The organism is Candidatus Cloacimonadaceae bacterium (genome assembly GCA_030693415.1).
Lineage (GTDB): Bacteria > Cloacimonadota > Cloacimonadia > Cloacimonadales > Cloacimonadaceae > JAUYAR01.
This window is the reverse complement of the sequence record JAUYAR010000171.1, coordinates 1-24814: the sequence shown is the minus strand read 5'-3', so window position 1 is coordinate 24814 and position 24814 is coordinate 1. Positions and strand designations below refer to the sequence as shown.

Below are 24814 nucleotides of genomic sequence, written 5' to 3'. Positions count from 1 at the left end.
TTAGTATTTTCCTTTTCTATTGTCCAAAGAACATCTTGATGGCAACGCCGATCAGCATGAAGAACTGGGTAGTGGAGACGCCCAGAAGCAGCTTCATGTTCGTCTCCACTCTCGCCATACGAGTTACCAGTGAGTTGTTGCTGTTACCATTGCCGTAGATCTCCTCATGCACACTGTCGATGCGTTGTTTGATCTCGGGTTTGCATTGGCAATCCATGTCTTATCCTTGTTGGTTAATGGTTAGTGGCATCAAATCCCTGCTGCCGGGATGTCCTTGAGTAGGAAGATCTTGTTGGAAGTGACTCCGGAGAACTCGGTGGAGATCACGACTGTAAACAGACCGTCAGCTTCACCTGACCAGTCCACTGTCCAGCGTAAGCCATTGAAGATCACCACTCTATCCAAGCCCTTGGAGGTAACGACGATGGTAGTGTTCTTACCCATGAAGGCAGAGCTCTCAAGGAAGTTCTTCTGCCTGGTGGACAGACCCACGATAGTCAGTTCGACTGTGGAGGTGCGCTTACCTGGGATGGCATAGTTCCGGGTCTTGAGCTTGGTGATCTTGGAATCGGCTTTACCGGGCTTCTCAGCCAGCTCTCCCAGTAGATCGAAATTGGTGGTCAGTTCGGTCTTGACGCTACCCTGTGTGGCATACAGCGTATTAACATCTGTCTCGGTATAAGCGCCTATGCCGAAGTAGATATCGTCTGCCACCATGACATCCATCAGGGCAGAAAAGAGCATATCGCCTTCCACCATGGGAGCCGGATAAGTGGGTTGGGATATTGGAGTGGGTGGCATCTAAAATACTCCCTTGATGGCTTTACCGATGCTGAACAACCACTTGCGGTTGTGGAAGACGTATTCCACTGCTCCCCCGATCGTACCAAAGACCTTCATGACCAGATTGGTCTGATTGGAGGGGAGGCTCTTGGTAGCACGCTCAACTGCCAATTGCTTCTTGGCATAGTCGTCGAGGTCCTTAGTGGCAGGGTTGATCTTGATATCCTGGATGATATCGAGGATGATCGCCAGAGCGGAGTTGATCTTGGTCTTATCCAAGGTCTTACCCGTTGCACGGAAGATGATCCAGACGATCAGGGTGGTGATAAGCCCTAAGATGAAGGCTTGATTGGCAATGATGAAGTCCATTGATACTCCTTATCTTGTTGGTTATTGCTTAGGTGGTTAGTTTGAACACTTTCACGAAGCCGGAGATGTAGGTGATGCCGGGACGGATACGGATGTACCAGTGATACTTCCAGTCCGCGCCATGATGTTCGACTTTGAGTTCGGCATCGGTTCTGTATCCGATGATGATGAACTTGGGCAGTCCACCGATGATGTAGTCATCAGTCATGAGACGTGGCTTTACGGGGATGCCGGCAAAGGATACGTTGCCACCTTCCAGCAGCAGACGGTCTCCGGCCCCTGTCTCACGCTTGGCAAGTTCGGCTCTGATGCGGATCAGGTCTTTCTGGGATACGTAGAACTTGAAGTTCTCCTGCTCTTCTAACATCTCATCCGAGAATGCCAAGAGAGCTGCTTCGAAGCGTTTCGCCCAGTCATTGTAGGTGGTCTTGGAGAGGTTGGTGACATCGGTAGCTGTGGTAGCCAGCTTGATCACTCCATCCAGTCCCTTCAGCTTGGCAGTGGCAGATACTCTGTCACCTTTGAAGAGTAGCAGACGGATAGCCTTCTCAGTCTTCTTGGCGATGTGGTTCTCTACATAAGCACCGAAGGCATCCTCACCGTACTTGTCCTTATAGAACTCGACTACATCTCTGCCTAAGGTAAACTCGGCATTGAGGATACCTGTAGGGACAGATAGATCAGCAGTGGTTACGTTCTGAGCCGTCAGTGCACCATCCAGGCTGTTCTTGAATACAATGTCATCGATCAGTCCGGCATCGATCTTCTCATCCTTGAGCAGCGGAATAATCGAGATATCGGAGAGGGTATCACCGGGCTGACTGCCTATGACCTCATCGATAAACAGAGAGGTCGTGTTGGCATTGAGGATGTTCATGGCTTTGCCGGAATCGACATCGGAGATGCCTTTGTAGATCTCCCGGTGGCTTGCCTTGACCACGATCTTGTTACCATCGATCATGACCTCTTTGTCAGCATTCATCTGATTGCCATCTGGCTCACCGGGAATGCTCTTCGAGATCGCTCTGGTCATGGTGACTGAGAGGTCTTTTAGGCTCTTCTCGATGCTTTTGATGGCTTCGGAGACGATTACCGTGCCACTGTTCTTCTCGAGTTCAGTGATGCGCTCTGTGATGGCAGTGATGCCTTTCTGCATCTCACTGTTGTTGTTCAGTTCCGCTACCTTACGCAGGCTGCCCAGCTCGTTCTTGATCTCGGCAAGGCTGGCTTCGGTACCACTGTAGTCATCAGCTCTGCCATAGATGGATACACCATTGAACTCGCCTTTCTCTACCTTCTGCCAGAGTTCACTCTGCAGGTTCTCGCACTTGAGAACTTGCACCCAGGAGCCGACTTTAGCATCGGGAAAATGCTCCCGATCAGAGTTCTTGAGGATGTAGTTCTCCACTACGGTAAACTCAGGAACCGGCTGCATGTTGTGGTTCACATCGCACTTTCCGACTAAGCCGTGCTTGGCGAAGTGATCACAGGACTTCTGAATCTCTTCCCGGGTGTAATAGTCACCCTGGGAATCGTGGATGTTGGGCTCCATCAGAGTGACGTAAAGCCGCCCTTGAGTGCCACTCGTTTCACTCTTGAACTTGGTGGAGTTGATCTTGTGTTCAAAGCTCTTGCCACTGGCATTCTTGACCACAAAGCCTTTCTGGTTAGCCGGGTTCATCTCGTCAAAGAGGAGCGAGACTAACTCGACTTCCACATTGCGCAGTTCGCCCTTCTTGACGATCCTGCTCTTAGTTCCGAAGATATTCACTGTACCTCCTTAGGGTTAGTGATAGGTTGTTGATTGCTGATTTGCTGTTTGAAATCTTGCATATTAGGACTTCTGTTATAGGTTACGATTCTGCATAAAGAGTTGCTCATCTGCAGACTGGAGCTTCTCGGTTAGATTGCCGAAGTTGAAGTCGTCCGGACTTACTTTCCATCCGAACTCAAAGTTGAACTCTATTGCCAGGGTGAGTGCGAGGCGATTCTGCAGCGGTTTAACTACGAAGTGGTAGAACATAAGCATATCGCTCTTGTTATCGCCACCAAGCTGCCCTGGGATAAGCTGAGAGACGATCCTTGCGGGGACCCGGTGATAGGCGAAGATACCTTCTCGTAAGTCTTTCTTAAGGGTGATGAAGCCACCCTCTCTGTCTTGCTGACGTAGTGGTTCAAGACGTATCTTCACATCCCGGCTCTCGCTTTCGATCAGCACTGTGGAGTGGCTCTTGGCATTGCCTTTCACTTCGGTGAGTGCCTTCTCGATCTCGGTATAAGCATCGGTTAACACTTCATTGCCCTGCTCATCTGTTACTGTGCCGTCTCTGAGCGTTCCACCTTCTACGATTACGAAATAGTCGATCATGAGACCGTTCTTGAAGTTGTTGTAGTCGAAGGTCTTGATCTCAGAGAGTATCTCGACATTGATGGCTATGGGTAAGCAGCCCAGGCCCCAGGCATTGCTCTTATGAGTACTCTTCTTGATGTGGATGATATCGGCATAAGCAAAGTCCTTCTTCTGGTTGTTCTTCACTTGGATGTAGTTAGGGCGAAAGAAGCCGAACTCGTCATAGTTCTCTACGATCTGTACTTCACTGGGCAGTATTCTCTCCAGTCCCATCCACTGACCCTGAGCGTTACGCATCTTGATCAGGAAGCCATTACCACAGGCCAGATAGAACTTGATCATCTCTGCCAAAATGGTGGTCTGGTCTTCACAGGCAGGGAACTCGGCAGCTTCCATCCAGGACTTGACCTCGCTGTTTTTGCAGTCGAACTCCATCACAGTTGCCATAGACAAAGCAACCACACAACCGGAGTGATACTCATCGGTATCCAGGAGATTGAGCAGATTGCTCATAGAGTAGGGCTGAGAGACTACTTTCTTAGTCTCGGCTGCCTTGGAGATCAGTTGCTTACCGACCCGGCTGCACTTGGATAAGTCAATCGGCTCAGGCTTGTACTTGGTCTCCAGGAGTTCAGCAGCAGAACTGATTGCCAGGTTATATCCACCCAGTCGCATTACTCTCATGCCGAGGCTCCTGCTCCAGCTTTGAGCAGATCGATCTTGGCGATCCTGACCAGTCTGGTGCCATCAATGCGGCTGGTGTAATACTCCACACTGGGCAAGTCCCGGTTCATCAGTTTCAGATAGAAAGAGCGGAACTTCTCTTTGAGTTGATACAAGTCGGAGTCCGGATCATCCACATTCTGAGCATTGACGATCAGGAAGACAGTCCATGCCAGATCAGTACTCACAAACTGGCGAACAGTGCCATTCTTGCCTGTCTCTGAGTCCAGGATCACGATGGCACAGGGTAACTGCTTGGGAATGGCATCCTTGTTGAACTGGATGGTAGGGACATCGGAAAACGTGAGAGCATTAACTATCCTGTCTCTCTCTGCGATAAACTTCTCATGTGCGGTCATAGACTCACCTCAATAGAACTCAGTTGTTGATATATCCACTGCTCCCGGTTAGCAATAACCTCAGCGAATACGTTACGGGCAGCGATGCCTTCCCGCTTGATCTTGCCCCGGATGAGATAAGCGATCTCGGCTACGGCCAACAGCTTGCCTGTCTCTTTATCAGTCCAAGACAGGTGCTTGCGTTCGACCCAGGCTATTAGTGGAGCGATCGGAGTCCAGGAAGGCACTTTGCCACCCAATACGAAAGGCTCGTGACGCACATTGGAGCCTACTCTCAGGATCATGGCATCAGGACTGGTCTCAACCAGATAACCCGTATTGCCATAGAAGTCACCCTTATCGTAAATCTGTTGTGCCAGTATCTCTTTACGGGACTCGGCATCGATCACAGAACCGATCAGATGCAGTCGGCTCTCCAAGGCAGCATAGATAGCCAGGTAGATCTCTCGCATCAGCTCATTCGGTGTGGTAAAGCTATCCGACATCAGATCACTCCCACCCGGATCACTCTCGGAGGTCTGGGTTTCAGCTCATCCAACCTCTGCAAACCTGAAGGATTGAGATAGTCACGAAGTCCGGTCAGTGCTCTTAGCTCAAGGTTAGCTTTGAATGCGTCTATTTCGCTCCCTGTGAGCAGTGCGGTAGCAGACTGGTCTAATCCTACGGTCTTGACTATTCCCTCCCCCAGGGTCTTCAAATTGAGAAACTCACAAGTACTGTGCAGCATCAGGAAACAGAACCCAAAACGAAAAGAGATCAGGAAGGGCTCTTCCTCCGGCAGATCATCCAGAGAGGCATGATTGTAATGCTCCTGTAATACGATGGTTCTGAGCGTCTCCATGACGATAGCTTTATGCTCTTTGAAGATGCCGTTATCACCCATCTCCTTAGGAAGATTGAGTATAGCGAGCATGGCATCAATCTCTACCGGAATCGGTATCACTTGCCTTTCCTCATAAGTTCAGATAGTTCAATCGCTCTGCGACCAACCTGTTTCGCCCACTTGGAAGCAAGCATGCCATTGGCTGCCCGTTCCCAGTCTCCGGCAGCAATGAAAGCCAAGGTGTTGTTGAATTCAAGGAGTCCACCGATACCGAGATTGAAGCACATGTTGAGGAGCACCGACTTGCGGGCATCATCAAGCTGAAGATAGATTTTTGGAATCTCAGCCAAAATCTGCCTCTCATACTGGAAAATATCGACTTCTAAGAGGACATAAGCTTCCCTCCGGGAGATGTCAAAATCATCGAGATTGCGACCAACTTCGATGGTCAATTTGCCTGCTGTGCAGCGGTATGGCTTCAGCGTCAAACCCTTATGCCTCAGCAGTTGTTCTTTCATGCGTTCCAGTAAGTTAGCTTCCATTGTGTCTCCTTGCGTTGTTAGCGGATACTCTAGTCAGTGCAAGAACTACCCTGTATTAACACAAATACGGATGCATAAGGATGCGACAGAATTTGGAAATTGCTTTTTTTATTTGCTTTTTCTTGGCTTTGGGTTATTTTATTTTTAATAGATGGATGAGGTCTGCCATGTGGCACTGGACTTAGTTAAATATTACGATTATTGGAGTATGAGTGTACCCTTATGGTATTAAAAAAATAGAACAACGTACATTGGAGTGATTATGCTGAAAATAGTAATTTTTTTGGTCTTTTGCAGTTTCGCAGGGTCCGTTTTTTCGCAAACTCCAATGCAATTATTGGCCTCTATTGAATCTCCCTTTGTTAGTGATACAAATAGCTGGGGTGTAAATATTAAAGGCAGCGGAGATATAAATGGTGATGGATACAATGATATTGTGTTGGCTGGTCAGCCTCTTGGAAGTGGAAATGGACGTAGAGATGTATACATCTATCTGGGAGGAAGCACTGTAAATACCGACCCCGATTACATCATCCCTGATCCTTCATATCCGGGACCATATCATGCTTTTGGATCAGCTATATCCTATAATGGTGATCTAAATGGTGATGGATATTGCGATTTAGTGATTTCTGAACCTCAATATGGTTACGAAAATTGGGGCAGAGTTCTTGTTTATTATGGAGGACCAGGCTTTGATACAATTCCAGACCTAGTATTTGATGGAATGGATTATGGTGTTATTTCTTTTGGACTACAGTTCGGAGACAGAATTGATGTTTCTGGCGATTTCAATGGTGATGGGTTTAATGACTTGGTGGTATCTTCTCTTCATGCAAATCTAAGCCATTATGGCCAGGTAAACGTTTTTTTTGGCGGATCAGATATAAATACCTCATGTGATTGGCATTACAATGGAATTTTGTCTGAAGAATTTGGTGCTGAGTTTGCAGTTGGAGATATAAATGGTGATGGGTTCAGTGACCTTGCTACAATATCGCTTTTCACAGGGAGTTCGGACACTCAGAACCAAATAGTCAAGATATTTTTAGGAGGGTATAATTTTGACAATCAAGTAGATGCATCTTATGTGTTTGATCATGATAACACTTGGATAATTATGTTTATGGATGGAGATTCCAATCAGGATGGCTTTGACGATTTAGTTGTGAAGAACTCATTAAACAATGTGTTATACGGTAGTAGCGATCTCCCAGGAGGTTTTGAAAGTTTGAATTTACCATTAGAAGATTCATTTCCAGTGTATTACGTTGTTTCTAATGATTCCACTTTTGTTGTAAACACTAAAGCAGATGTTAATCCCAATTTAATGGAATATAACTTATCTTCTTATTACTCTGGAGGTTCGTACATCAACAATTATCGATTTGCTTATACTCCAAATCCAATAAGTAATTGCATGTTTGGATACTCACTTGGGGATGTAAACAATGACGGTAGTATTGAAATTCTGGTAACTAATAGAGAAAACAACAGCGTGGTTTTCAACATCGTAACAACGCACTATAATCCAAATTCGACAGACGATGTAGTCCAGCTTCAGTCAATAAATTTATCTGTCTCACCGAACCCCTTTAGTAACACATCTATGCTTTCCTATGAACTTCGAGAACCAGGTAGGATTTTGCTATCGATTTATAACCTAAGGGGACAGTTAGTTACTAGTATTAGTGAGGGTTATCGGGGGGCAGGACACTACAATGAAATCTGGAATGGGAAGGATAGTTTGGGGAGAAAACTTCCTTCAGGAGTCTATCTAATCAAACTATCAGTATCTGATAAATATATTCTATTCAAAAAAGTAACACTGTGTTACTAAATAACAAGGAGGAAAGATGAAACACATGTTTTTTGTTGTCGCAGTCTGCATATTGTTTGTTCCAGCAATGGCGGTAAGCTACAGTGGTAGTTTTGGGACGTCAGATCTACAATTCTCGATAGGAGAAAGAGGGTATGACACAGTTAGGATGAATGGTTTAGAAAGCACTAGAGTAGTTGGCGCTCCACAGGTGCCTGTTAAGCTGTTAAACTTTATTATTCCACCTGGAATGGATATTGATAACATATCAATTGTTTCCAATACTCAAACCCTTTCAAATACGTATGACTTAATCCCTGTGCAACCGCAAATACCTACTTCAGAAAATTGGCAACCGGGACCATTTATAGAGCCAGATAGTACTTACTACACTATGTCAGTTTACCCACCAACATCAGCGGAAGTTATAAATTATGGGTACTTCGATGGGAATGCACGAATTGCTACAATAGCAATATATCCTCTTCAGTATCTGCCACAATCGAAGCAGATAGTATTAAACTCTTCAATAGGTTTTAATCTCTCATTCAAAGCGTCCTCACAGATTGCAGTATATCCTGCGAAAAGAACAAGTTATCTACAAGAAAAATACAATTCACTTCTCAGCAGTATCGTTGATAACCCCGAAGATATTCAGTTGTATTATTCACCGCCGCCATCAATTGGCTTACTCCCGACAGAAGCTGATTATGTGATTGTTGCCCCAGCAGAGTTGATACCTTACTTTAGCGACTTTGTATCATGGAAAGCTGCTAAAGGTCTTCACATTTACACCAAGTCTATAGAAGAAATTATCGCGCAGTACCCTAACGGGGACCAAGTGATTCCAGGAGGTATAGGAATAGATGATTATGCTGGAGCAATTAGGCAGTATTTATTTGATCAGTATTCTCAACATGGCCTTGTATACGCTTTACTAGTAGGGGATAATACTAATAGTCCAATTAGATACGGAGTTGCTTATAACTATTCACCGGGTAGCACTGTCCCTTTGTCGTACAAAGTTCCTGCAGACTTATACTTCTCAGATTTTTCTGGTAACTGGAATGTAGATGGAGATGAGCATTATGGCGAACCGATGGATTCGCCAGATACTGTCGGAGAGATATTTGTTGGGCGATTACTTGTGCCCTCGCTTTCGAATAACGGTGGTCAGTTCATTGAGAATTGGACTGAGAAGCTTATTACATACGAAAGTAATCCAGGTTATGGTGACGACTCGTATTTAACAAATGTTGTCTATGCAATCGCTGATCAAGGTGTCTATTCTTCTTATATTACGCAGCAAATGACACTATTTTCTAGTCATGGGTTCCAAGTTACTCCCATGGTAGAAAGTCCTCAATACGGTCCTTTAGGAACACCAACAGGAGCTGAAGTTATAAACCAAATTAATAATGGAACAGGAATATCCTCTTTTTATGCTCATGGTAATGTCACGTGTGCGGCTGTATCTTCTACTGGAGCTAATGGATATCCCAAACATTGGGTAAGGAGTCTTGATATATATGAGACAACGCATCCTGATGGCGTATTTGAAACTGGCAATGGTTTTGATAACTTAAATGCTGACGGAAAATATTCAGTTAATTACTCAATTTCTTGTGATGTTGCTGCTTATGATTGGGAATTTGACGGACTAAATGACGAAGGATACTGTATGGCCAGAACATTTACATCCTTGATTGAAGGAAAAGGAGGTCCAGCATTCCTGGGTAATACAAGAGTTGGTTATTGGGGTTCTTCTGAATTGCTTCACTCCAAGTTCCTTAATATTCTGTTTCAAGTTCAAAACGCATATGGACAGTACAACTGTACCAATGCTGGTGTCGCGGAGAGTGGATCAAAAATGTTGTATCAAGACAGATTTCTATCATTCTCACACAATCTATTTGGCGATCCGGAGATGCCAATATGGACTGAGCAACCAAAAAAGTTTGTGATGAGCTTTAACACCCAAAACAACTCAATACATGTTGTGAACGCTGAGACAAATTTAGCAGTTAGTAATGCTATGGTTCATTTCTGGAATGATAATACATCACAATCAGAACTAACAGTGACTGATTCAAATGGTAATGCTGTTTGTAGCTTTTCTTATGCTGACCTTTGCGTTACAAAGGTAAACTATATCCCCCTGTTAAAGCATATAGTTCCATCAGGTGGGGAAGTATGGGCGACCAATCAGACCGTTAAGTATGATGTAATAGTTCCAGCTGGCAGAAGCTTGACTATTTTGGATGATGTAAATCTCAGCATGCTTTCTAAGAATCGAAACGCTAGAATTATTGTTGAAGATGGCGCTTCATTATACATCGATGATGCCACAATCACCGGCATAGCAGCTTCCTATGATCAGGTTGAAGGTAATTCTATCATTGTCTATGGTGATCTGGTTATTAGTAATAATGTTGTGTTTTCGTCAGTCGATGGCCAATATTGGGATGGATTGTATATCGACAATCAAACAAACAACACTATTAACAACGCAACCTTCAGTAGGTGTAATCTGAAGAAATTGAATGGTGACATTGTCGTCATTGGATCTACTTTCATTAATGCGAAGTTTATAAGTAGCGATGCTACCGTGTCTATCAACAGCTCCAATATCACTGGCTCTATTGATATCTCCAACTCAAATGAAACGAGCCTCACCGGGGTTACCGTTACTGGTCTCTTTAGGAACTCGCCTGCAATCAAAATCTATAATACACCTCAGCTGCAGCTTGAGAATGTAAATGTAAGTGGAGCTGGCGATGGCATAGAGATGCAAAGTTGCAGGGATTATTCAATTGCGAACAGTACATTCTCCAATAACTCTGGAAACGGAATCAGTATTTATGAAACAAACGGAATATACAGCTATACTATTTCGAACTGTGATATTTCGAATAATACTGGAGTTGGAGTAAGATTCTATAATTCTATTGGCAATCTTACCGGTTGCATGATTACCAACAACAACAAAGGCGTCACAGCATACAGAGTGAGTAATGTAACGATTGGCAACACCCCCGGTAACCAAGACTCATACATTGGTAATAATGAGTTACAGGAGATTCTATACGTAGATTCTGCTAATCTGTTTATCGACGGAGAGCAGAATATGATAGTAGACAACTCCTATGACCCTTTCACGTTTGATAAATATTTAGTTCAATGTCCAAACCTGCAAAGCAGTAGACCAATGCGACTGAACTTCTGGGGATACAGGAACCAACATGATGTAGCGATTATGCCTCCTGAGAGTAGATTTTATCCTGAATGCATTGGGCCTGATGCTGGTGAGATTGGGTATTATCTTGATCCCGTATGGGATCCTGGTATCCCAAGTTGGATTGACCAAGACAACGACGAAATAGTATTTTACTCCGCTATTGATGCAGCTCTGGATGAAAACCCAACTCTTGCGATTTCCTTGTTTAAGCAGTTAATCAGTAATTTTCCGGGCAGTAAGTTTGCTGCTGCAAGTGCAAAGCATATCTATGCCCTTGAGAATGATAAGCTTGCTTTGAAGGATTACTACTTATCTGAACCAAATCTGCATTATAATGGAGAAATTGACAAGATCATAGATTATCTAACTACACATTGCAATATTAAGCTGGGCAATTATCAAGAGGCTATCGCTTGGTTTGAGGATGTGATAAGCAATCCCCCAAGTGAGTTAGATTCTTTAATGGCAGTTATTGATTTGGGTTACGTTTATATGCTCATGGAGGGAGATGACAAGGCATCCGTTATTGCCATGTACCCCCAGTTAAAGCCAAAGTCACTACTTGAGTTTGAAGCAAATCGGGAATCAATACTCTCAAATCTATACACTTCTGTTGAAAATCCCTACGGGAATGGGAGCAATACATCTTCGATAGTAGCAATGGTGCCGGTTTTGGAAAGAAACTTTCCAAACCCATTCAACCCATCAACAACACTTTCATTCTCCTTGCCATCTGAAATGGTGTGTAAACTTGAGGTTTACAATGTTCGTGGACAGAAAGTCAAAACGCTGTTAAATGAGAGCCTTCAGTCGGGCAGACACTCAATTGTTTGGGACGGCAAAGATGCTAATGGCAGATCAGTCTCTTCGGGAGTATACTTCTACAGATTAGATACGCCAAATAGGACCCAAACATCAAAAATGTTGTTGATGAAATAGTATCAAATTACACCATTAGAAGCCCGGGGCAACCCGGGCTTTTCTATTGGATAACGGAACCAATAATTTGATCTAACCGACCCTGAATATCGAATGTTAGTGATAATGCTGAGGTCATTCTACAATAATGGATGGGATCGGTAAGGCTCATGCCCCTTTTTTATTTAGATCTTCATGCAGCAATGGATTACCTCCGATGTGGCATTTAAATAGATATGGTCCTTTGCGTTCGGGGGTGAGTTTTTTTTCTTGACCTAAGATGAGCAGGCAAATTATATGATTAATTGATAAATCAAGTTGACTATAATTATGCATGTGACTATCTCTAAAAGGAATAGATAATATGGCGGAAGCAATATTCAAACAATACCTAGCTAGTCTGCAAGCCACGTTGAATCTGGGCGATGCTCGGGAAGAAAGCTTTTATGAGCACATTAAAACACTCTTATTGCAGTATGCTGAAGCAAAGAATAAGAAAAAGCCAGATATTACAATCCTACCAAAAGCCACCGAAGCCGGCAATCCGGACTTCAGGGTATGGGACGGCAAAAACCATATAACCGGGTATATTGAAGCCAAAGCTCCCAGCGTTTTTCACCTTGACCAGATTGAAACATCAGAGCAATTGAAACGTTATCTGAAAGTCTTTCCAAATCTGATCCTGACCAACTTCTATGAGTTCCGATTATTTCAGCATGGGCTTTTGATTTGTTCTGCAATGATTGGGAGAGCCTCCATTGCCATTAATCTGCACAAAGCTCCTCCGTTGGAGCAAGCAGAGCAGTTTAGCTACCTTTTAGAACGTTACTTTGCCTTTTCATTACCTGCCATAGATAACCCTAAGTCTCTTGCCAGGGAGCTTGCCAAGCGCACCCGCTTCCTGCGAGATGAGATTATATCTATCGAACTGGCAGACGAAGAGCGGCAGGGCAAGAAAGTCCTACTTGGTTTCTATGACTCATTCAAACGACTGCTGATCAATAAGCTGACCCATGAGCAATTTGCCGATCTCTATGCCCAAACTCTCACTTATGGCATCTTTGCAGCCCGCACAAAATCTGAGGGAGAATTCAACCGTGAGCTAATTTACAAGTACATCCCCAATACCCTCGGTGTGTTGAAGAGTATATTTAAGTTCATATCGTATGACGAACCGCCCAAAGCACTGGAAGTCCTGATAGACGATATAGCCGAAATCCTCTGCGTGACAGACATCAAAAAGATACTGCGCGCCTATTACAAAGAGGGCAAAGGCAGCGACCCTATTATCCATTTCTACGAGACCTTCCTCTCGGAATACGACCCCACCCTGAGAGAGAAGCGCGGAGTATATTACACTCCTGAGCCTGTAGTGCGCTACATTGTCAAATCCATCCACAGCATACTGAAATCTCATTTCAACCTCAAAGACGGACTGGCAGACAGGGCTGTTACCTTGCTTGACCCGGCAGCAGGTACTCTTACCTTCCCTGCGGAAGCCATCAAGCTGGCGGTGCAGGAATACAGAGGCAAGTATGGCTCTGGCAGCATCAAACAAATGATCAAGAACCACATTCTCCCACATTTCTATGCCTTGGAACTGATGATGGCTCCTTACACCGTGGGACATCTGAAAATCAGCTATCTGCTCGATGAACTGGGTTATCAGCTTACTGATGATGAGAGATTTAAGCTCTACCTGACGAACACCCTTGAAAAGGATCTGCCTGCCCAGATCGAGACTCCCTTTACTCACGAGATTACCGAAGAATGCCTGCTTGCCAATAAGGTGAAACAGGATGAGCCGGTATTGGTAATCTTGGGAAATCCGCCATATAGTGGAATGAGTGAAAACAATAACCCCTGGACTGAGCAATTGCTCAAACAGGATATAGATGGGGCGACCAGTTTTTACAAGGTGGACGGAATACCATTGGGAGAAAAAAACCCAAAAATGTTGCAGGATGATTATGTGAAGTTTATCCGCTTTGCCCAGTGGAAAATCCATAAAGCCGGCAAAGGCATTGTGGCAATGGTAACAAACCACAGCTACATCGATAATGCTACTTTCAAAGGCATGAGACAAAGTCTATTGAATACATTCGACCAGATCTATGTCTTGGATTTGCATGGCAACAGCACCAAGAAAGAAACTGCACCCGATGGCAGTAAAGACGAGAATGTGTTTGATATCAGAACCGGGGTTGCCATCCTGATCATGATAAAAGACAGCAATACAGAAAAGGGATTCTATCATGGAGATTTGTTTGGGCTTAGGTCTGCCAAATACGACAGTCTGAATGATAATAGCATTGATAGCTTTGAATATACGTTAATCAATCCCAAGCAGCCTTTTTATCTCTTCAAACCCTTGTCAGATGATAAATCCCATTATTTGAGTTGGGATCAAGTCACTGACATATTCACTCTAAACAGCGCAGGTATTCAAACATCAAGGGATAATTTAGCGATACAAGTTGATAAACAAATAATGCTGAATACCGTAAACCAATTTTCTAAACTCGATATCGAATCTGCCAGGCTAGCTTATGAACTGGGTAAAGACACCAGTGAATGGAAAGTAGATTTGGCACAAAAAGACTTAAGAGATTCAGGGCTTAATTCTGATAACATTAAACCCATTCTTTACAGACCTTTCGACATCAGATATACTTACTATACCGGTAAGAGTAGGGGATTTCACAGCAGACCAAGAAATGAAGTAATGCAGCATATTAAAAACAACAATTTAGGCTTAATTCTGGGCAGACAAGGTCAGGTAGTGGGTTCTGATTATTTATGGAACTTGGCTTTTATTACTTCAAGCATGATTGATTACAATGTGTACTATCGGGGTGGTGGAGTTTTATTGCCCTTGTACCTTTATCCTGATCCACATTCAGATGATCTATTTGCTGCACAGGAAACGCAGGTAAATATCAATCCGAAACTGCTTGCAGATTTCACAAAGCTGGACATATCGGCAGAAAGCATCTTCTATTATATCTATGGTATCCTGTACAGTAATATCTATCGGGAACGTTATGCAGAGTATCTCAGGATAGACTTTCCACGCATTCCCTTTACCAAAGACACCCAGCTTTTCAAGCAGATGGCAGAGTATGGTAAAGCGATAGCAGATTTGCACCTGATGCAGAGCAGTGAACTGGACACTCCTATTGCAAAGTATCAGGGTAATGGCAATAATGAGAAAGTAGAGCAGGTGAACTATGATGAGACTCAGGGACGCATCTATATCAATCAGGATAAATACTTTGAAGGAATCAGTACGGAGGTATGGAATTATCACATTGGAGGTTACCAAGTCTTGCATAAATACCTCAAAGACCGCAAAGGCAGAATTATGGATGATCCCGTCTACTATTGCCGCATTGCAACTGCTCTTAGCAAGACTATAGAATATCAAACTAAGATAGACGAGATCTATGAACAAGTGGAAAAGGATTTGTTAAGAGATTAGGTTTATGAGTGCAGTTACCTTAAAAACCGTTAAGAGACTTTTCGCTCTATCAAAGAACCGTTGTGCTTATCCGAAATGCTATCAGGCGATAGTTGATAATGATGGAACTGTTTTGGGAGATATATGCCACATTAATGCAGCCAAGCCAAAAGGCCCAAGATACGATAAAAACCAGACACCTGAGGCAAGAGATGGGTATGAAAACCTTGTCCTCATGTGTAAGAAACATCACAAACTCATCGATGCGAATGTTCAGAAATATACCAGCGGGGTACTCTTGCAGTACAAGCAACTGCTTGAAGACAGGACGGTTCTTGAAATCACTCCGGATGAAGCATCTAAATCTTTGATATTGTTTAATAGTTATATCAGTAAAATCGAAGCCCAAGAAGTTAACATAGTACTTACACCCGGCTCTGGAATACAGAATAATACCATTATTTTCAAAAACTCAAAGAAAGGCAGTACAGGCTCTGTTCCAATTGCTGGCACGATTAGCACTAACAACGAAATGCGTGGCTATGTTCAATATCTGATTGATAGATTCAATGAAATGGCTTCGAAAGGCGAACGGAAAGGGCGAGTATTCAGCTATGCCATTATTTATACAAATATCAAAAAAGAATTTGGGTCAAAGTGGGATTATCTGAGTGAATCGAGATTTCCTGATCTGGTGGCCTATTTGCAAAAGAAGATATCTGGCACAGAAATGGGTCGTAAACTAAGGCAAAAATCTGGAGATATGTACCATTCGTTCGAAGAGCACCTCAAGATAATGAGATAATAGCAGAAGCGTTTTTTATACAACATTATTTAGGAGCAATTGATACAACAAGGGAGGATTAGAAGGTGATCTCCGTTGTCGTCCTACACTTCCAATGAAACGGTGGGAATGGAGTATGCGCTTCGGAGACACCAACTGGGTTCATCTCTGAGTCGTAATCGATCTGATCATCTTTGATCCAGGGTGCAAGGGCTTTGATGTATTCACGGGCATCATCCAGGCTGCTGTACTTGGTATCCAGAGCCATCAGATTGTCCATCACTTCCAGAGCATCGTTCAGAGGATAGACTTTATCCTGGGCTGCCAATGCCCGGCAGATATCACTGGTGCGGTCATCCAGGATTACTACGAGTTTGTAGTATCTGGCTTTGGCTTTCTTGTAGCCTTGTAACCTTCCGAACTCCCTTATTCTGAGTGCTGTGTGCTCTGCCAAACCTTGCCAATAGTTGGATGAGCGGTTGGCAATGTCATTGAACTGGTCTTTGAGAGTATCGGCAAGCATCTCTTTGGTATAACCTTGCTCAATTGCTTTGGTGAGTGTATCGGCAAAGTTCTGACGCACATCTGCCTCAAAGTGATTCCCAATCCAGAACAACTGCTGCTTCTGAATGGTTGAGGAAAGATGCTGATCTTCAATGCCCCAGAGTCCAATGCTGGTCTTGGTTGGAGCTTGCACTTGGGTGTCCTTGAGTCCGAGCCGCACACAGCGGTCTATTATCGCTTTGGTGGGCTCATTGACCAGTGCTGCGAAGTCATCTCCCAACTGGGTATTGATGATGCCCATAAGCTTATCTAAGGAGTCCTTGTTGAGCTTCTCGGTTCTGGGCATGTCACTCAGCATTTGGATGGCAAGCCTGGTTGCATCTCTGATCTCGGTTTTCCAGGCATTGTTCAGTACCCTGTAGTACTCAAGCATGAGCTGATCATAGTAGTTCATTAGAAACTGAACCTCCGGACTTTCACTCTGTTCCTGCCAATATCGTATTCGGAAAAGCGTTCTAAGCATCCTGCCAGAGCATCACAGCCATCGATATAGCCATCAGGATAGGTAAGGAACTGACTGATCAGGGTAGGCGTATCCTGTCCCTCCGGAAAGAGTACCTTGGCTGTCTCGATAATGGTCTCAGTTCTCTCGATACGTAGATTCTTGTTATCTTTGTTATCTATTCGCTTTATGCGATGCGATATCGGTGGCAGATGGTTATCAGTAGCCCACCGATCGAAGTCGGCCAGGATACGAGCTTGACCGTAGGTTGTTTCACAGGCTGCTCTGGCTTTCACTCTGTAGATACGATCCAACTCCTGATAAGCATCATAGTAGTATCTGAAGAACTTGGTGTTCTCAGTCTGGCGTATCCAGACATGCATTACATAGAACCTGTTACCATCGTAGCCTATGGAGATGACAGCCTTGTAACAGCCCTTCTCGCCCCAGGCAGGATCAGCATAGAGCCAGACCCGCTTCATCTGAGATGGTTCGGGAAGTGTTCTATACTTGGTGAACCAGTGGTTCTTGAAGATGTTACCCTCGATGACCGGCTGTCCAAGCATCTCTCTCTGGTATCCGGTATGACCGAACTTGGCTCGCAGGTTTGGCAGAGTGGCAGTAGGGTACTGCTCCTCCCAGATGGACTTGCCCTGCATATCTTCGAGAGAGAAGCGCAATATCGCCTTTTGGTGGGTCTTTAATGCAATCTGGTAGGTAACGTCTAATTCTGGATTATCTGCTCGTAAATCGCCTAATATGAGCTCCTGAAACTGGCAGATGGAGTAATTGGGATGTACCAGGTTACCGAGCCAGACGATCTTGCCATTTCCCTCGGGTGAGAGTGCCCCGGCAAGCTCCTGGGTGATCTTCTCCATGCGTCTCTTGCCGATAGACTGGTTCCCCATGTTCTCTTCTTTATCGATATCGTCACAGACAATGAGCCCTGGTCGCTTGGCAGTCTTGGGATTGATCGTTCCACGATGACTCTGTTTGATAGAACGTGCTCTGATTCTCGCTTTATTCTTGAGATAGAAGTCGAGATCAAAGGCATCCACTGGTTGCAGCTCAGGATAGTCCATAGTGAGACGTTTATTGTTCTGCAGCTCATGCAAGGTGAAAGCAGTCCTCTCCTGTGCCAGATCTACGTCTGCAGCAGTATGGATTACATAGCGTTCGCCTTTGATGATTCTCCAGATCGGATAGACTACTCCCATGAGAACCGTTTTGCCCAGCCCACGAAAACCTGTGATTCCGATGATGCCTGAGCCCTTATCAGTCTCATCGAACATAGTCTCATGTGCTGGGCAAAAAGGTAGTGGGAAGATATGCGGGAAATAGGTGTGGCAGAAGAACGAGAAGGCATCCCAGCCCTCTCCTGTTGTTCTCCTGATCCTGTCAGTCTTGGCTTCAGGATTATCGTCTATAAAAGGCAAGACGGAGATCGTTTTTGAAGCGATCTCCGCCAGTGCCTTGTTATGTCGCTGAATGAACTTCTTAGACATAACTTAGGGTCCGGAAGGATCAGCGGAGCCGGAGGCGACGGCTCCGCTTGATCTGTAGGCTTGGAGGGTAGGCAGGTATGGTTTGGAGGCAACCATGTCCGTGGCTGTAAATTTATCCATTTCTAACTCTTAAGTACTCGGCAAGGTCAAGGACTATACCCTGAAACTGTTTTAACATAGTCTCATGACCTTTCTCGATCATAAAGTCGGTCACCTGATCCAGGAAGCGAACGATGTAGTCATTCAGTTCCTTGGAAGGCTCACTGTCCTTCTGGTTCTGCTTGATTAAGCTTACGAGGCTTTGCAGAGCGGTGTCTGCAGGGTTCTTGGCATATTCTCTCAGTGCCTGGATGAGTGCTTTCTTGCGGGCTAAGCTGATCTCATGGTCAAGCTTACGCTCTTCCTTGAACAGCTCATCCCACTTACCGGATTTGATCCACTTGCGGACGGTGATATCGGACACACCGAAGATCACCGCCAGCTCGAGTGGATCGGTCTTACCATTCAGATAAGCATCTTTGCAGTTGTCCCGCTTGATACGGAACTCGAGTGCATTACTCATATTCAGGTCTTACCTTGTGTCTGTCCAGATAGGCATTCAGGTCTCTGCCCTTGCAGCGCAGTTGACCATTCTCTTTGGTACGGAAAGCAGGCAGAGGATTGGCGATGTCCCGTATCCAGCGATAGACACTGGAACGGTCAACCCGGAGGATATCGGCTATCTCATCCGTGCGGTAGTTGCGTTCATCATTAAAGATACTCATTGGGATCAGCTCCTCTGCTGTATTGGTGTTCATAGGTGCCATGTTTAATACTCCTTGGGATTGTTCAAGTCCAGTTGCATTAGGATACCAATCATTCTTTTACAGGTTACTGAAGTTGAGCACGATCTGACGTTGTTGTCCGGACTCATCTTTCTCGTAGAAGGTGATATACTGCTTGGTGGATACGACCTGGATCGCCTGGTCGATCAGTTCCATAGCTTGCTTCCAGACCGGGTCCTTGATGTTGTATCTACGCAGACGCAGGATACGGTACTTGGCGATTTCACCTTTCTTATCAACTTGGAAGGCTTCACTGATGATGGCTCTGAGGTTGACATTGGAGTCGGCTGACCACTCCTTCAGGCACTCATCGATCTTCTGCTTGGCGAGTTGGAGTTCGATGCCGAACTGGATGCGTTCTTTGAACCTGATCTCGACCCGGCACTGTCCATCAAAGCTGTTGAGGATGGCATTGCCTTTCCATTCCAGTCCGTTCTTCTCGGCTACCTCTTCCAGGTAGAGTTCCACTTCCTCAAAGAGCTTGGCTTTATCTTTGATGATGCGATCCTGCAGTTTCTTGGCTCTTTCGATGGTCTTGGTCACAACGGCATCCTGCTTGATGATTTCCGGTTTGATAATCGAGATGGGAATGCTCTGTCCGTTTGCGTCAGTCTTGGTGCGGTCGGCGGTTTTCTTAGTCTTTGGGGTGTCCATTAGATGTCTCCTTGTGATTTTTATTCATGTTTCTATTCTCAGTTGAGTTGTTTTCGTCTTCATTGACTGGAGCTTTCTTGATGTAGTTCTGCAGCATGGCGATTACGGCTCTGCGTTCGTCTTTGGATAGCAGGTTCCAGTGGCTCTTGCGATAGTGTTTTAGCATGAATGCTCGTAGGTCGGAATCAGTCCAAGTTGCCTGTTTCATCAGTGCGAACATGAACTTGCCTTGTTTATCGAAAGTAAAGGCCTGAGGTCTTCCATGACTGCGGTAGCGGAGCATCAGGCTTTTTAACTCAAGCAACCTGGGCTCAGTTAGGGCAGTCAGTGATTCTCCATAGCCCAGACCGCTGATGATGAACTTGAAGCCATCCAGGGGCCAGTGGAACTTCTTCACCCTGATGGCATTGATTTGTTGACGGAGTTTTCGTTCTCGCTGTTCCTGTGTCATAGAATGCCGCTCCTTGTTTAGTTAGTTATCCGGTTAGCTGTCAGCTTGGATACCCGTTTCTTGGGTTTGATGCCGCAGGCGTTTCTTTGCTCGCTGATGATGCCTTTCTTGATCACCGAGCCGACTTTGAAGATGTTTGCCATGTTCTTGGTGTAATAGCCAGTCTTACTGATCCCGATGGCATCCACCGAGATCAGAGCTTCCAGGTACAGATAGACCCACTGTCGGCTGCGTTCGAGCATTACCGCTAATTCTCTGATGCTCTTCACTCTGGTATGACCCAGTAGGGAGGTAATATCTTGGCAATCCTTCAGGTTGAATACCCAGTTCTTGCTGTGGATGGTGCGAACCTTATCAGCACTATAGCTTTTCTTGGTTACATAGATATGCTCCTTCTTTGATATCCTGCGGATTACATCAATCTTAACCAAGGTCTTCATATAGAAAGCCACTTCTTTGTATTCTAGCCCGGTGCACTCCATAACAGTATCAATGCTGTAGAAGGAATGGTATGAGCTAACGAAGCGGAGGATTAGGTCTTGGTTGTTCATAATGCCCCCTGTGCCAGGATGTCGTTCATAGCCTGGATGGGATTGATCTTATACTTGCACTCCAGCATATGCATGATCTTCATGGCTTTGCGTAAGTTGCCTGCCGAGTTGTGATGGATGTAGTTAACCATCGAGTCCGGGCATTCCACGCTCATTACTTCCCGGGCGATCTGAGTGACATCCTCAAGACTGACGGGCTGGAACTCATAGAAGTAGTTGCAGCGGTCGAAGTAGTATTCATTGATCTGGTTGAGCCTGTCTTTGGCATTCTGCATGCCTACTAACACAACAACTGCCAGCGTCACATCCACCAGGTCCCGGATCGCTCCGAGTAACTGGGGATAGCGGAAGGCATAGTCGATCTCATCGATGATGATTACCGTATCCTCGTGGTCATATAGCAGTTGGATGCACTGCTTGTAGAGGTTGTTGGTCGTGCCTGCTGGGAGATAGTCTCCCATTCCAAAGCTGATATACAGGTTCTGTAGCAGTTCCTTGGCGAAGGTCTTAGGTGTGGTCGTGGCTTCCAGTCTTAGATAGACATAGCCACGGGTATAAGCAATGCGCCTGGCATAAGTGGTCTTGCCGAGTCCGGGTCTGCCATACAGCATTCCCAGTCCCACCATTTCCAGACGGGGACGATTGAGTAGAAAGTCGATACAGCGGTCGGCTTTCTGGACATTGTTGATGGGTATGAGCTTGCCTTGTTTCACTGGTTCCTCCTTTATTTGATACCGATGGTTTTCAACATCTCGGTGAAGCTCTCATCTGCGAAAGGATCGGTCTGATCCTTGTTTATTGTAGGTAGGTTAGTGACTGTCGGACTTGGCTTGATATCCGGCTCTGCGGTAACTTGAACCATCTGATTGGTTACGATCTCTTCCAGCCTGGCGATCTCCTCCTCGGGTCCGGGTTTGGGAGCTTCGATCATGGGGGGCTGGATGAAGGTCGGATTGGCTTGCCGGGCTTCCATCAAAGGTTTGAGTACCCGGTCTACCGACTCCTGGTTTTTCTTTACGAATAGCTTGGACTGCTGTTCAGTCATGCGTTGCAGTTTCTTGATGTACTTGTATTCTGTATTCAACTCTTTATGGGTGACGGGATTGTCTTTATCGAGATGTACAAAGGGATGCTGCGATCTTCTCAGCTCTGCCTGGCAGATGAACTTGTCTCTGCTATCATAGACCAGTATCCATCTGGCATCAGCATAGTCGTATCTGAACACTACCGGCTTACCAATATGCTTGATAAGTTCTGGATGCCAGTATTGCAACTTATTGAAGACGATGCCGTCGTTGCGTACTGATTTACGTTCAGTTGCCAGCATCATGAAGTTCAGCTTATCCGGTTGTACAATGCGACCTTCAGGCAGTTCTGCGGAACTGAATACCTGCCAGGGAGTCTTACCACCCAGACCGCCATGCGGGTTATCACCATAGATATAGCGGACATAGTATCCGATCATCCGCATCGTCTCTTCAATAGTTGGCGGCTCACCCTGATACATCTTCTTGATCCACTTCTCATTGCGCATCAGAGTGGCAGGTTTATCGGCTATGCTGGCTCCCCGGAAGCTGCTGATGAAGCGTTCGAACTGCTCCTGGAAGGTCTTGAAGAACCGCTCAATGATCTTGGCTTTGGCATTGTAGCTCTCTGCGAAGTGGGCTTCGATGCCTAACTTGGGGAAGATACCACCTAACTCAAGTTCCAGATCGTGGTGATCCCACTCCTCATGGAACAGCTTTGACCGGAAGGCTTTGCCGTTATCGAGATACACGCACTGTGGTAATGCTCCCCAGTTGAGGAAGCCGTTACGGAATGCTACCTGGATATGGTGGCTGTCCTCTGTAAAGGCGAGTGAAGCTCCCACCGGATAGCGGCTCGCCCAGTCCATCACCATGATCATGGTCATGCGTTGGGCTTTCCCGGTCTTGGGATTGAGGATATCGAAGGCAAGAGTATGACCATCTGCCACCCAGACCTGACCGACCTTAAGCAGTCTGCTGTCTCTATGGATCGTCTTGATAATATGCTCCGCTACGAACTTGCTACCCTTCCGGTTCTGCTCCCAGATTGCCAGGTTATCATTGCGCCAGTCTTCACACCAGCGTCTGAGGGTCGGTTTACTGGAAGGCGACTCATACTGTCCCATCCGGGCTTGTGCCTTGAGCATAGTAATGGCACTTCCGATGGTGATTCTATTGGGATGCAGCAGGATGCTGAGAAGTATCTTGCCTTCCAGTTCGTTTATCTTACGCTGGCGAGTGGTGTTCTTGTTTCCATGCAGCAGAGCATACATGTCCCGTTCAGTCTGGATATAGAGGTCGATCCAGGTACGCAGGGCACGTTCTTTGCGTTCTCCCCGCATCCGATACAGCTCAGAAGACAGACTGCCATTATTGTAATCGGTCACGATCTGCTTCCACTCTTCAACCTTGGACTCACAGTCCTGTAGTCTACCTATGACCAGAGTGCAGAAGTGCCCCAGAAGCCTGGCTTCCGCATCATACTTAAGTGGCAGGCACTCTCGGGGACTGAAGTCGATGTAACCTTCCCTATTATAGAGAGCAGGCAGATTGTCTGGCAGATCATCATATAGATCATCAGGCTGATTGTCTGCTTGTTGTTCTTTACTTGGGATAACGGCAGACAGCTCATCTTTATGTATAGGGTTTTGATCTGCTTGCTTAATAATCGAGGTATTGATTGCTGGGGTAACCAACTGTTTAGGCTTCCTGCCAGGTTTACGCATCATCTCGATACCTAAGGGCACAGCATTCGTTCCTGCCAGTTCCTCTTTTAGGAACTCCGCATATTCCTCTATTGTGAAATCATAAAAACTCATAATAGCCTTCCTCACCTTCCATGCATTTCCTGTATTGGTAGATCAAGGCGCAGTTTACCAATTTGCCATTGATCTCCACTCGCTTTTCGATAAAGTGCTCTGGCAGCAGTCTCTGCTTTTCACAGTTCTGCAGCTCCATAACCAGCAGTTCGGGACTGGTAAGTAGGAAAGACTTCACAGTCTTGCCCCCGCTCTGCGGTACCTGCTGTTTTTGCACTGTTATCTGGTTCTCTTTTACAAAGCGCCAAACTGTCCGGTTAGAACGCTGCATTAGTTCAGCTACCCGTTCCACCGTAAGCCAGACTGCCTTGATCTTGCGTTTGCTCATTCTTAGCCTCTTCCAATAAAAGTCGTTTACCGGGACAAGCACTGTGACAAATTTCCCTGGGGTTTTATTTGTCACAGTGCCCCCCTGATCATCCACCACTGTGACATATTTCCGGGCTTTTAATTTGTCACAGTGCTCAAATCGTCTTGTAATCAGCATTGCGGGTGGTTTTGCCCAAACGGAAAGCACTGTGACATATTTCTCTGCATTTAATTTGTCACAGTGGTCTGCTTTCCGAGCCCTGCCTCCATTCTTGTAAGTAGTCGCTTTCATAAGCGCCTCCCTCATATTATTGTTGGTCTCTACATAACTGACCTGCAATAACTTGGGAAGTCCTTTCTGCCAATTCCGGCACTACTTGAAAAACTTCTGAGACCGCCGGAAAAATCCGCCGCATAAACACACTATAAAATTTAGTTCTTGACGTGAACTGACTGGGCATTTACATTGTTCACAGATACACAATAATACCTATAGGGGCA

The 24814-nt window shown here is 45.4% G+C and carries 23 protein-coding genes; 4 read left to right on the top strand and 19 right to left on the bottom strand.

All coding sequences use genetic code 11. The features are described from left to right. Positions 1 to 16: 16 nt before the first annotated feature. From Q8M98_11105 to Q8M98_11065, 9 genes are all read right to left on the bottom strand, one after another. Positions 17 to 217 carry a hypothetical protein gene (locus tag Q8M98_11105; GenBank protein MDP3115300.1) on the bottom strand — a complete coding sequence of 67 codons (201 nt, stop codon included), beginning with the start codon at positions 215 to 217 and terminating at the stop codon, positions 17 to 19. Between the two features lie 32 nt (positions 218 to 249). Then, complete coding sequence (locus Q8M98_11100; GenBank protein ID MDP3115299.1) at positions 250 to 801, bottom strand: hypothetical protein; 552 nt, start codon at positions 799 to 801, stop codon at positions 250 to 252. Then, positions 802 to 1152: a hypothetical protein gene (locus Q8M98_11095; protein MDP3115298.1), complete on the bottom strand. Its 351-nt coding sequence runs from the start codon at positions 1150 to 1152 to the stop codon at positions 802 to 804. It abuts the gene before it with no gap. A 28-nt stretch (positions 1153 to 1180) separates the two neighbouring features. After that, complete coding sequence (locus Q8M98_11090) at positions 1181 to 2923, bottom strand: XkdF-like putative serine protease domain-containing protein (protein ID MDP3115297.1); 1743 nt, start codon at positions 2921 to 2923, stop codon at positions 1181 to 1183. 75 nt (positions 2924 to 2998) lie between these two features. Continuing rightward, entirely contained in the window at positions 2999 to 4186 is a 1188-nt protein-coding gene (locus Q8M98_11085) for a phage portal protein (protein MDP3115296.1), read from the bottom strand. Beyond that, on the bottom strand, positions 4183 to 4584 hold the full coding sequence (locus Q8M98_11080) for a hypothetical protein (protein MDP3115295.1): 402 nt from the start codon (positions 4582 to 4584) through the stop codon (positions 4183 to 4185). Before Q8M98_11080 ends, Q8M98_11085 begins: the two co-directional genes overlap by 4 nt. Continuing rightward, positions 4581 to 5069: a hypothetical protein gene (locus Q8M98_11075; protein MDP3115294.1), complete on the bottom strand. Its 489-nt coding sequence runs from the start codon at positions 5067 to 5069 to the stop codon at positions 4581 to 4583. Before Q8M98_11075 ends, Q8M98_11080 begins: the two co-directional genes overlap by 4 nt. Beyond that, positions 5069 to 5527, bottom strand: coding sequence for a hypothetical protein (locus tag Q8M98_11070; GenBank protein MDP3115293.1), 459 nt, complete (start codon positions 5525 to 5527; stop codon positions 5069 to 5071). Before Q8M98_11070 ends, Q8M98_11075 begins: the two co-directional genes overlap by 1 nt. Beyond that, on the bottom strand, positions 5524 to 5949 hold the full coding sequence (locus Q8M98_11065) for a glycoside hydrolase family protein (GenBank protein MDP3115292.1): 426 nt from the start codon (positions 5947 to 5949) through the stop codon (positions 5524 to 5526). Before Q8M98_11065 ends, Q8M98_11070 begins: the two co-directional genes overlap by 4 nt. 262 nt (positions 5950 to 6211) lie before the next feature. Between Q8M98_11065 and Q8M98_11060 the strand changes: the two genes are divergently transcribed. From Q8M98_11060 to Q8M98_11045, 4 genes are all read left to right on the top strand, one after another. Next, positions 6212 to 7789 (top strand): FG-GAP-like repeat-containing protein, encoded by a 1578-nt coding sequence (locus tag Q8M98_11060; GenBank protein MDP3115291.1) that lies wholly within the window; start codon positions 6212 to 6214, stop codon positions 7787 to 7789. 16 nt (positions 7790 to 7805) lie between these two features. Beyond that, positions 7806 to 11945: a C25 family cysteine peptidase gene (locus Q8M98_11055; GenBank protein MDP3115290.1), complete on the top strand. Its 4140-nt coding sequence runs from the start codon at positions 7806 to 7808 to the stop codon at positions 11943 to 11945. A gap of 343 nt (positions 11946 to 12288) precedes the next feature. Continuing rightward, positions 12289 to 15405: a type ISP restriction/modification enzyme gene (locus Q8M98_11050; GenBank protein ID MDP3115289.1), complete on the top strand. Its 3117-nt coding sequence runs from the start codon at positions 12289 to 12291 to the stop codon at positions 15403 to 15405. Between the two features lie 4 nt (positions 15406 to 15409). Continuing rightward, positions 15410 to 16189, top strand: coding sequence for an HNH endonuclease signature motif containing protein (locus Q8M98_11045; protein MDP3115288.1), 780 nt, complete (start codon positions 15410 to 15412; stop codon positions 16187 to 16189). A gap of 58 nt (positions 16190 to 16247) precedes the next feature. Here Q8M98_11045 and Q8M98_11040 read toward each other — a convergent pair whose 3' ends face one another. From Q8M98_11040 to Q8M98_10995, 10 genes are all read right to left on the bottom strand, one after another. After that, the gene (locus Q8M98_11040; protein MDP3115287.1) at positions 16248 to 17126 is read right to left on the bottom strand and encodes a phage minor head protein; all 879 of its coding nucleotides are present in this window, start codon (positions 17124 to 17126) and stop codon (positions 16248 to 16250) included. Further along, positions 17126 to 18679, bottom strand: coding sequence for a hypothetical protein (locus tag Q8M98_11035; GenBank protein ID MDP3115286.1), 1554 nt, complete (start codon positions 18677 to 18679; stop codon positions 17126 to 17128). The genes Q8M98_11040 and Q8M98_11035 overlap by 1 nt, the downstream gene beginning before the upstream one ends. 112 nt (positions 18680 to 18791) lie before the next feature. After that, positions 18792 to 19241, bottom strand: coding sequence for a hypothetical protein (locus Q8M98_11030; GenBank protein MDP3115285.1), 450 nt, complete (start codon positions 19239 to 19241; stop codon positions 18792 to 18794). Then, entirely contained in the window at positions 19234 to 19485 is a 252-nt protein-coding gene (locus Q8M98_11025) for a helix-turn-helix domain-containing protein (GenBank protein ID MDP3115284.1), read from the bottom strand. Before Q8M98_11025 ends, Q8M98_11030 begins: the two co-directional genes overlap by 8 nt. Before the next feature lie 57 nt (positions 19486 to 19542). Next, positions 19543 to 20157 carry a DUF3164 family protein gene (locus tag Q8M98_11020; protein ID MDP3115283.1) on the bottom strand — a complete coding sequence of 205 codons (615 nt, stop codon included), beginning with the start codon at positions 20155 to 20157 and terminating at the stop codon, positions 19543 to 19545. Beyond that, positions 20138 to 20608: a hypothetical protein gene (locus Q8M98_11015; protein ID MDP3115282.1), complete on the bottom strand. Its 471-nt coding sequence runs from the start codon at positions 20606 to 20608 to the stop codon at positions 20138 to 20140. Before Q8M98_11015 ends, Q8M98_11020 begins: the two co-directional genes overlap by 20 nt. 17 nt (positions 20609 to 20625) lie before the next feature. Beyond that, positions 20626 to 21159 (bottom strand): hypothetical protein, encoded by a 534-nt coding sequence (locus tag Q8M98_11010; protein ID MDP3115281.1) that lies wholly within the window; start codon positions 21157 to 21159, stop codon positions 20626 to 20628. Further along, positions 21156 to 21872 carry an ATP-binding protein gene (locus Q8M98_11005; GenBank protein MDP3115280.1) on the bottom strand — a complete coding sequence of 239 codons (717 nt, stop codon included), beginning with the start codon at positions 21870 to 21872 and terminating at the stop codon, positions 21156 to 21158. Before Q8M98_11005 ends, Q8M98_11010 begins: the two co-directional genes overlap by 4 nt. 11 nt (positions 21873 to 21883) lie before the next feature. After that, positions 21884 to 24004, bottom strand: a complete 2121-nt coding sequence (locus tag Q8M98_11000) for a Mu transposase C-terminal domain-containing protein (protein ID MDP3115279.1) — start codon at positions 24002 to 24004, stop codon at positions 21884 to 21886. Continuing rightward, positions 23991 to 24605 carry a DNA-binding protein gene (locus Q8M98_10995; protein ID MDP3115278.1) on the bottom strand — a complete coding sequence of 205 codons (615 nt, stop codon included), beginning with the start codon at positions 24603 to 24605 and terminating at the stop codon, positions 23991 to 23993. Before Q8M98_10995 ends, Q8M98_11000 begins: the two co-directional genes overlap by 14 nt. Positions 24606 to 24814 lie beyond the last annotated feature (209 nt).

Coding starts and splice junctions, on each gene's coding strand:
- Q8M98_11105 (MDP3115300.1), bottom strand. CDS start 217: ATGGATTGCCAATGCAAACCCGAGATCAAACAACGCATCGACAGTGTG.
- Q8M98_11100 (MDP3115299.1), bottom strand. CDS start 801: ATGCCACCCACTCCAATATCCCAACCCACTTATCCGGCTCCCATGGTG.
- Q8M98_11095 (MDP3115298.1), bottom strand. CDS start 1,152: ATGGACTTCATCATTGCCAATCAAGCCTTCATCTTAGGGCTTATCACC.
- Q8M98_11085 (MDP3115296.1), bottom strand. CDS start 4,186: ATGAGAGTAATGCGACTGGGTGGATATAACCTGGCAATCAGTTCTGCT.
- Q8M98_11080 (MDP3115295.1), bottom strand. CDS start 4,584: ATGACCGCACATGAGAAGTTTATCGCAGAGAGAGACAGGATAGTTAAT.
- Q8M98_11075 (MDP3115294.1), bottom strand. CDS start 5,069: ATGTCGGATAGCTTTACCACACCGAATGAGCTGATGCGAGAGATCTAC.
- Q8M98_11065 (MDP3115292.1), bottom strand. CDS start 5,949: ATGGAAGCTAACTTACTGGAACGCATGAAAGAACAACTGCTGAGGCAT.
- Q8M98_11060 (MDP3115291.1), top strand. CDS start 6,212: ATGCTGAAAATAGTAATTTTTTTGGTCTTTTGCAGTTTCGCAGGGTCC.
- Q8M98_11055 (MDP3115290.1), top strand. CDS start 7,806: ATGAAACACATGTTTTTTGTTGTCGCAGTCTGCATATTGTTTGTTCCA.
- Q8M98_11050 (MDP3115289.1), top strand. CDS start 12,289: ATGGCGGAAGCAATATTCAAACAATACCTAGCTAGTCTGCAAGCCACG.
- Q8M98_11045 (MDP3115288.1), top strand. CDS start 15,410: ATGAGTGCAGTTACCTTAAAAACCGTTAAGAGACTTTTCGCTCTATCA.
- Q8M98_11040 (MDP3115287.1), bottom strand. CDS start 17,126: ATGAACTACTATGATCAGCTCATGCTTGAGTACTACAGGGTACTGAAC.
- Q8M98_11035 (MDP3115286.1), bottom strand. CDS start 18,679: ATGTCTAAGAAGTTCATTCAGCGACATAACAAGGCACTGGCGGAGATC.
- Q8M98_11030 (MDP3115285.1), bottom strand. CDS start 19,241: ATGAGTAATGCACTCGAGTTCCGTATCAAGCGGGACAACTGCAAAGAT.
- Q8M98_11025 (MDP3115284.1), bottom strand. CDS start 19,485: ATGGCACCTATGAACACCAATACAGCAGAGGAGCTGATCCCAATGAGT.
- Q8M98_11020 (MDP3115283.1), bottom strand. CDS start 20,157: ATGGACACCCCAAAGACTAAGAAAACCGCCGACCGCACCAAGACTGAC.
- Q8M98_11015 (MDP3115282.1), bottom strand. CDS start 20,608: ATGACACAGGAACAGCGAGAACGAAAACTCCGTCAACAAATCAATGCC.
- Q8M98_11010 (MDP3115281.1), bottom strand. CDS start 21,159: ATGAACAACCAAGACCTAATCCTCCGCTTCGTTAGCTCATACCATTCC.
- Q8M98_11000 (MDP3115279.1), bottom strand. CDS start 24,004: ATGAGTTTTTATGATTTCACAATAGAGGAATATGCGGAGTTCCTAAAA.
- Q8M98_10995 (MDP3115278.1), bottom strand. CDS start 24,605: ATGAAAGCGACTACTTACAAGAATGGAGGCAGGGCTCGGAAAGCAGAC.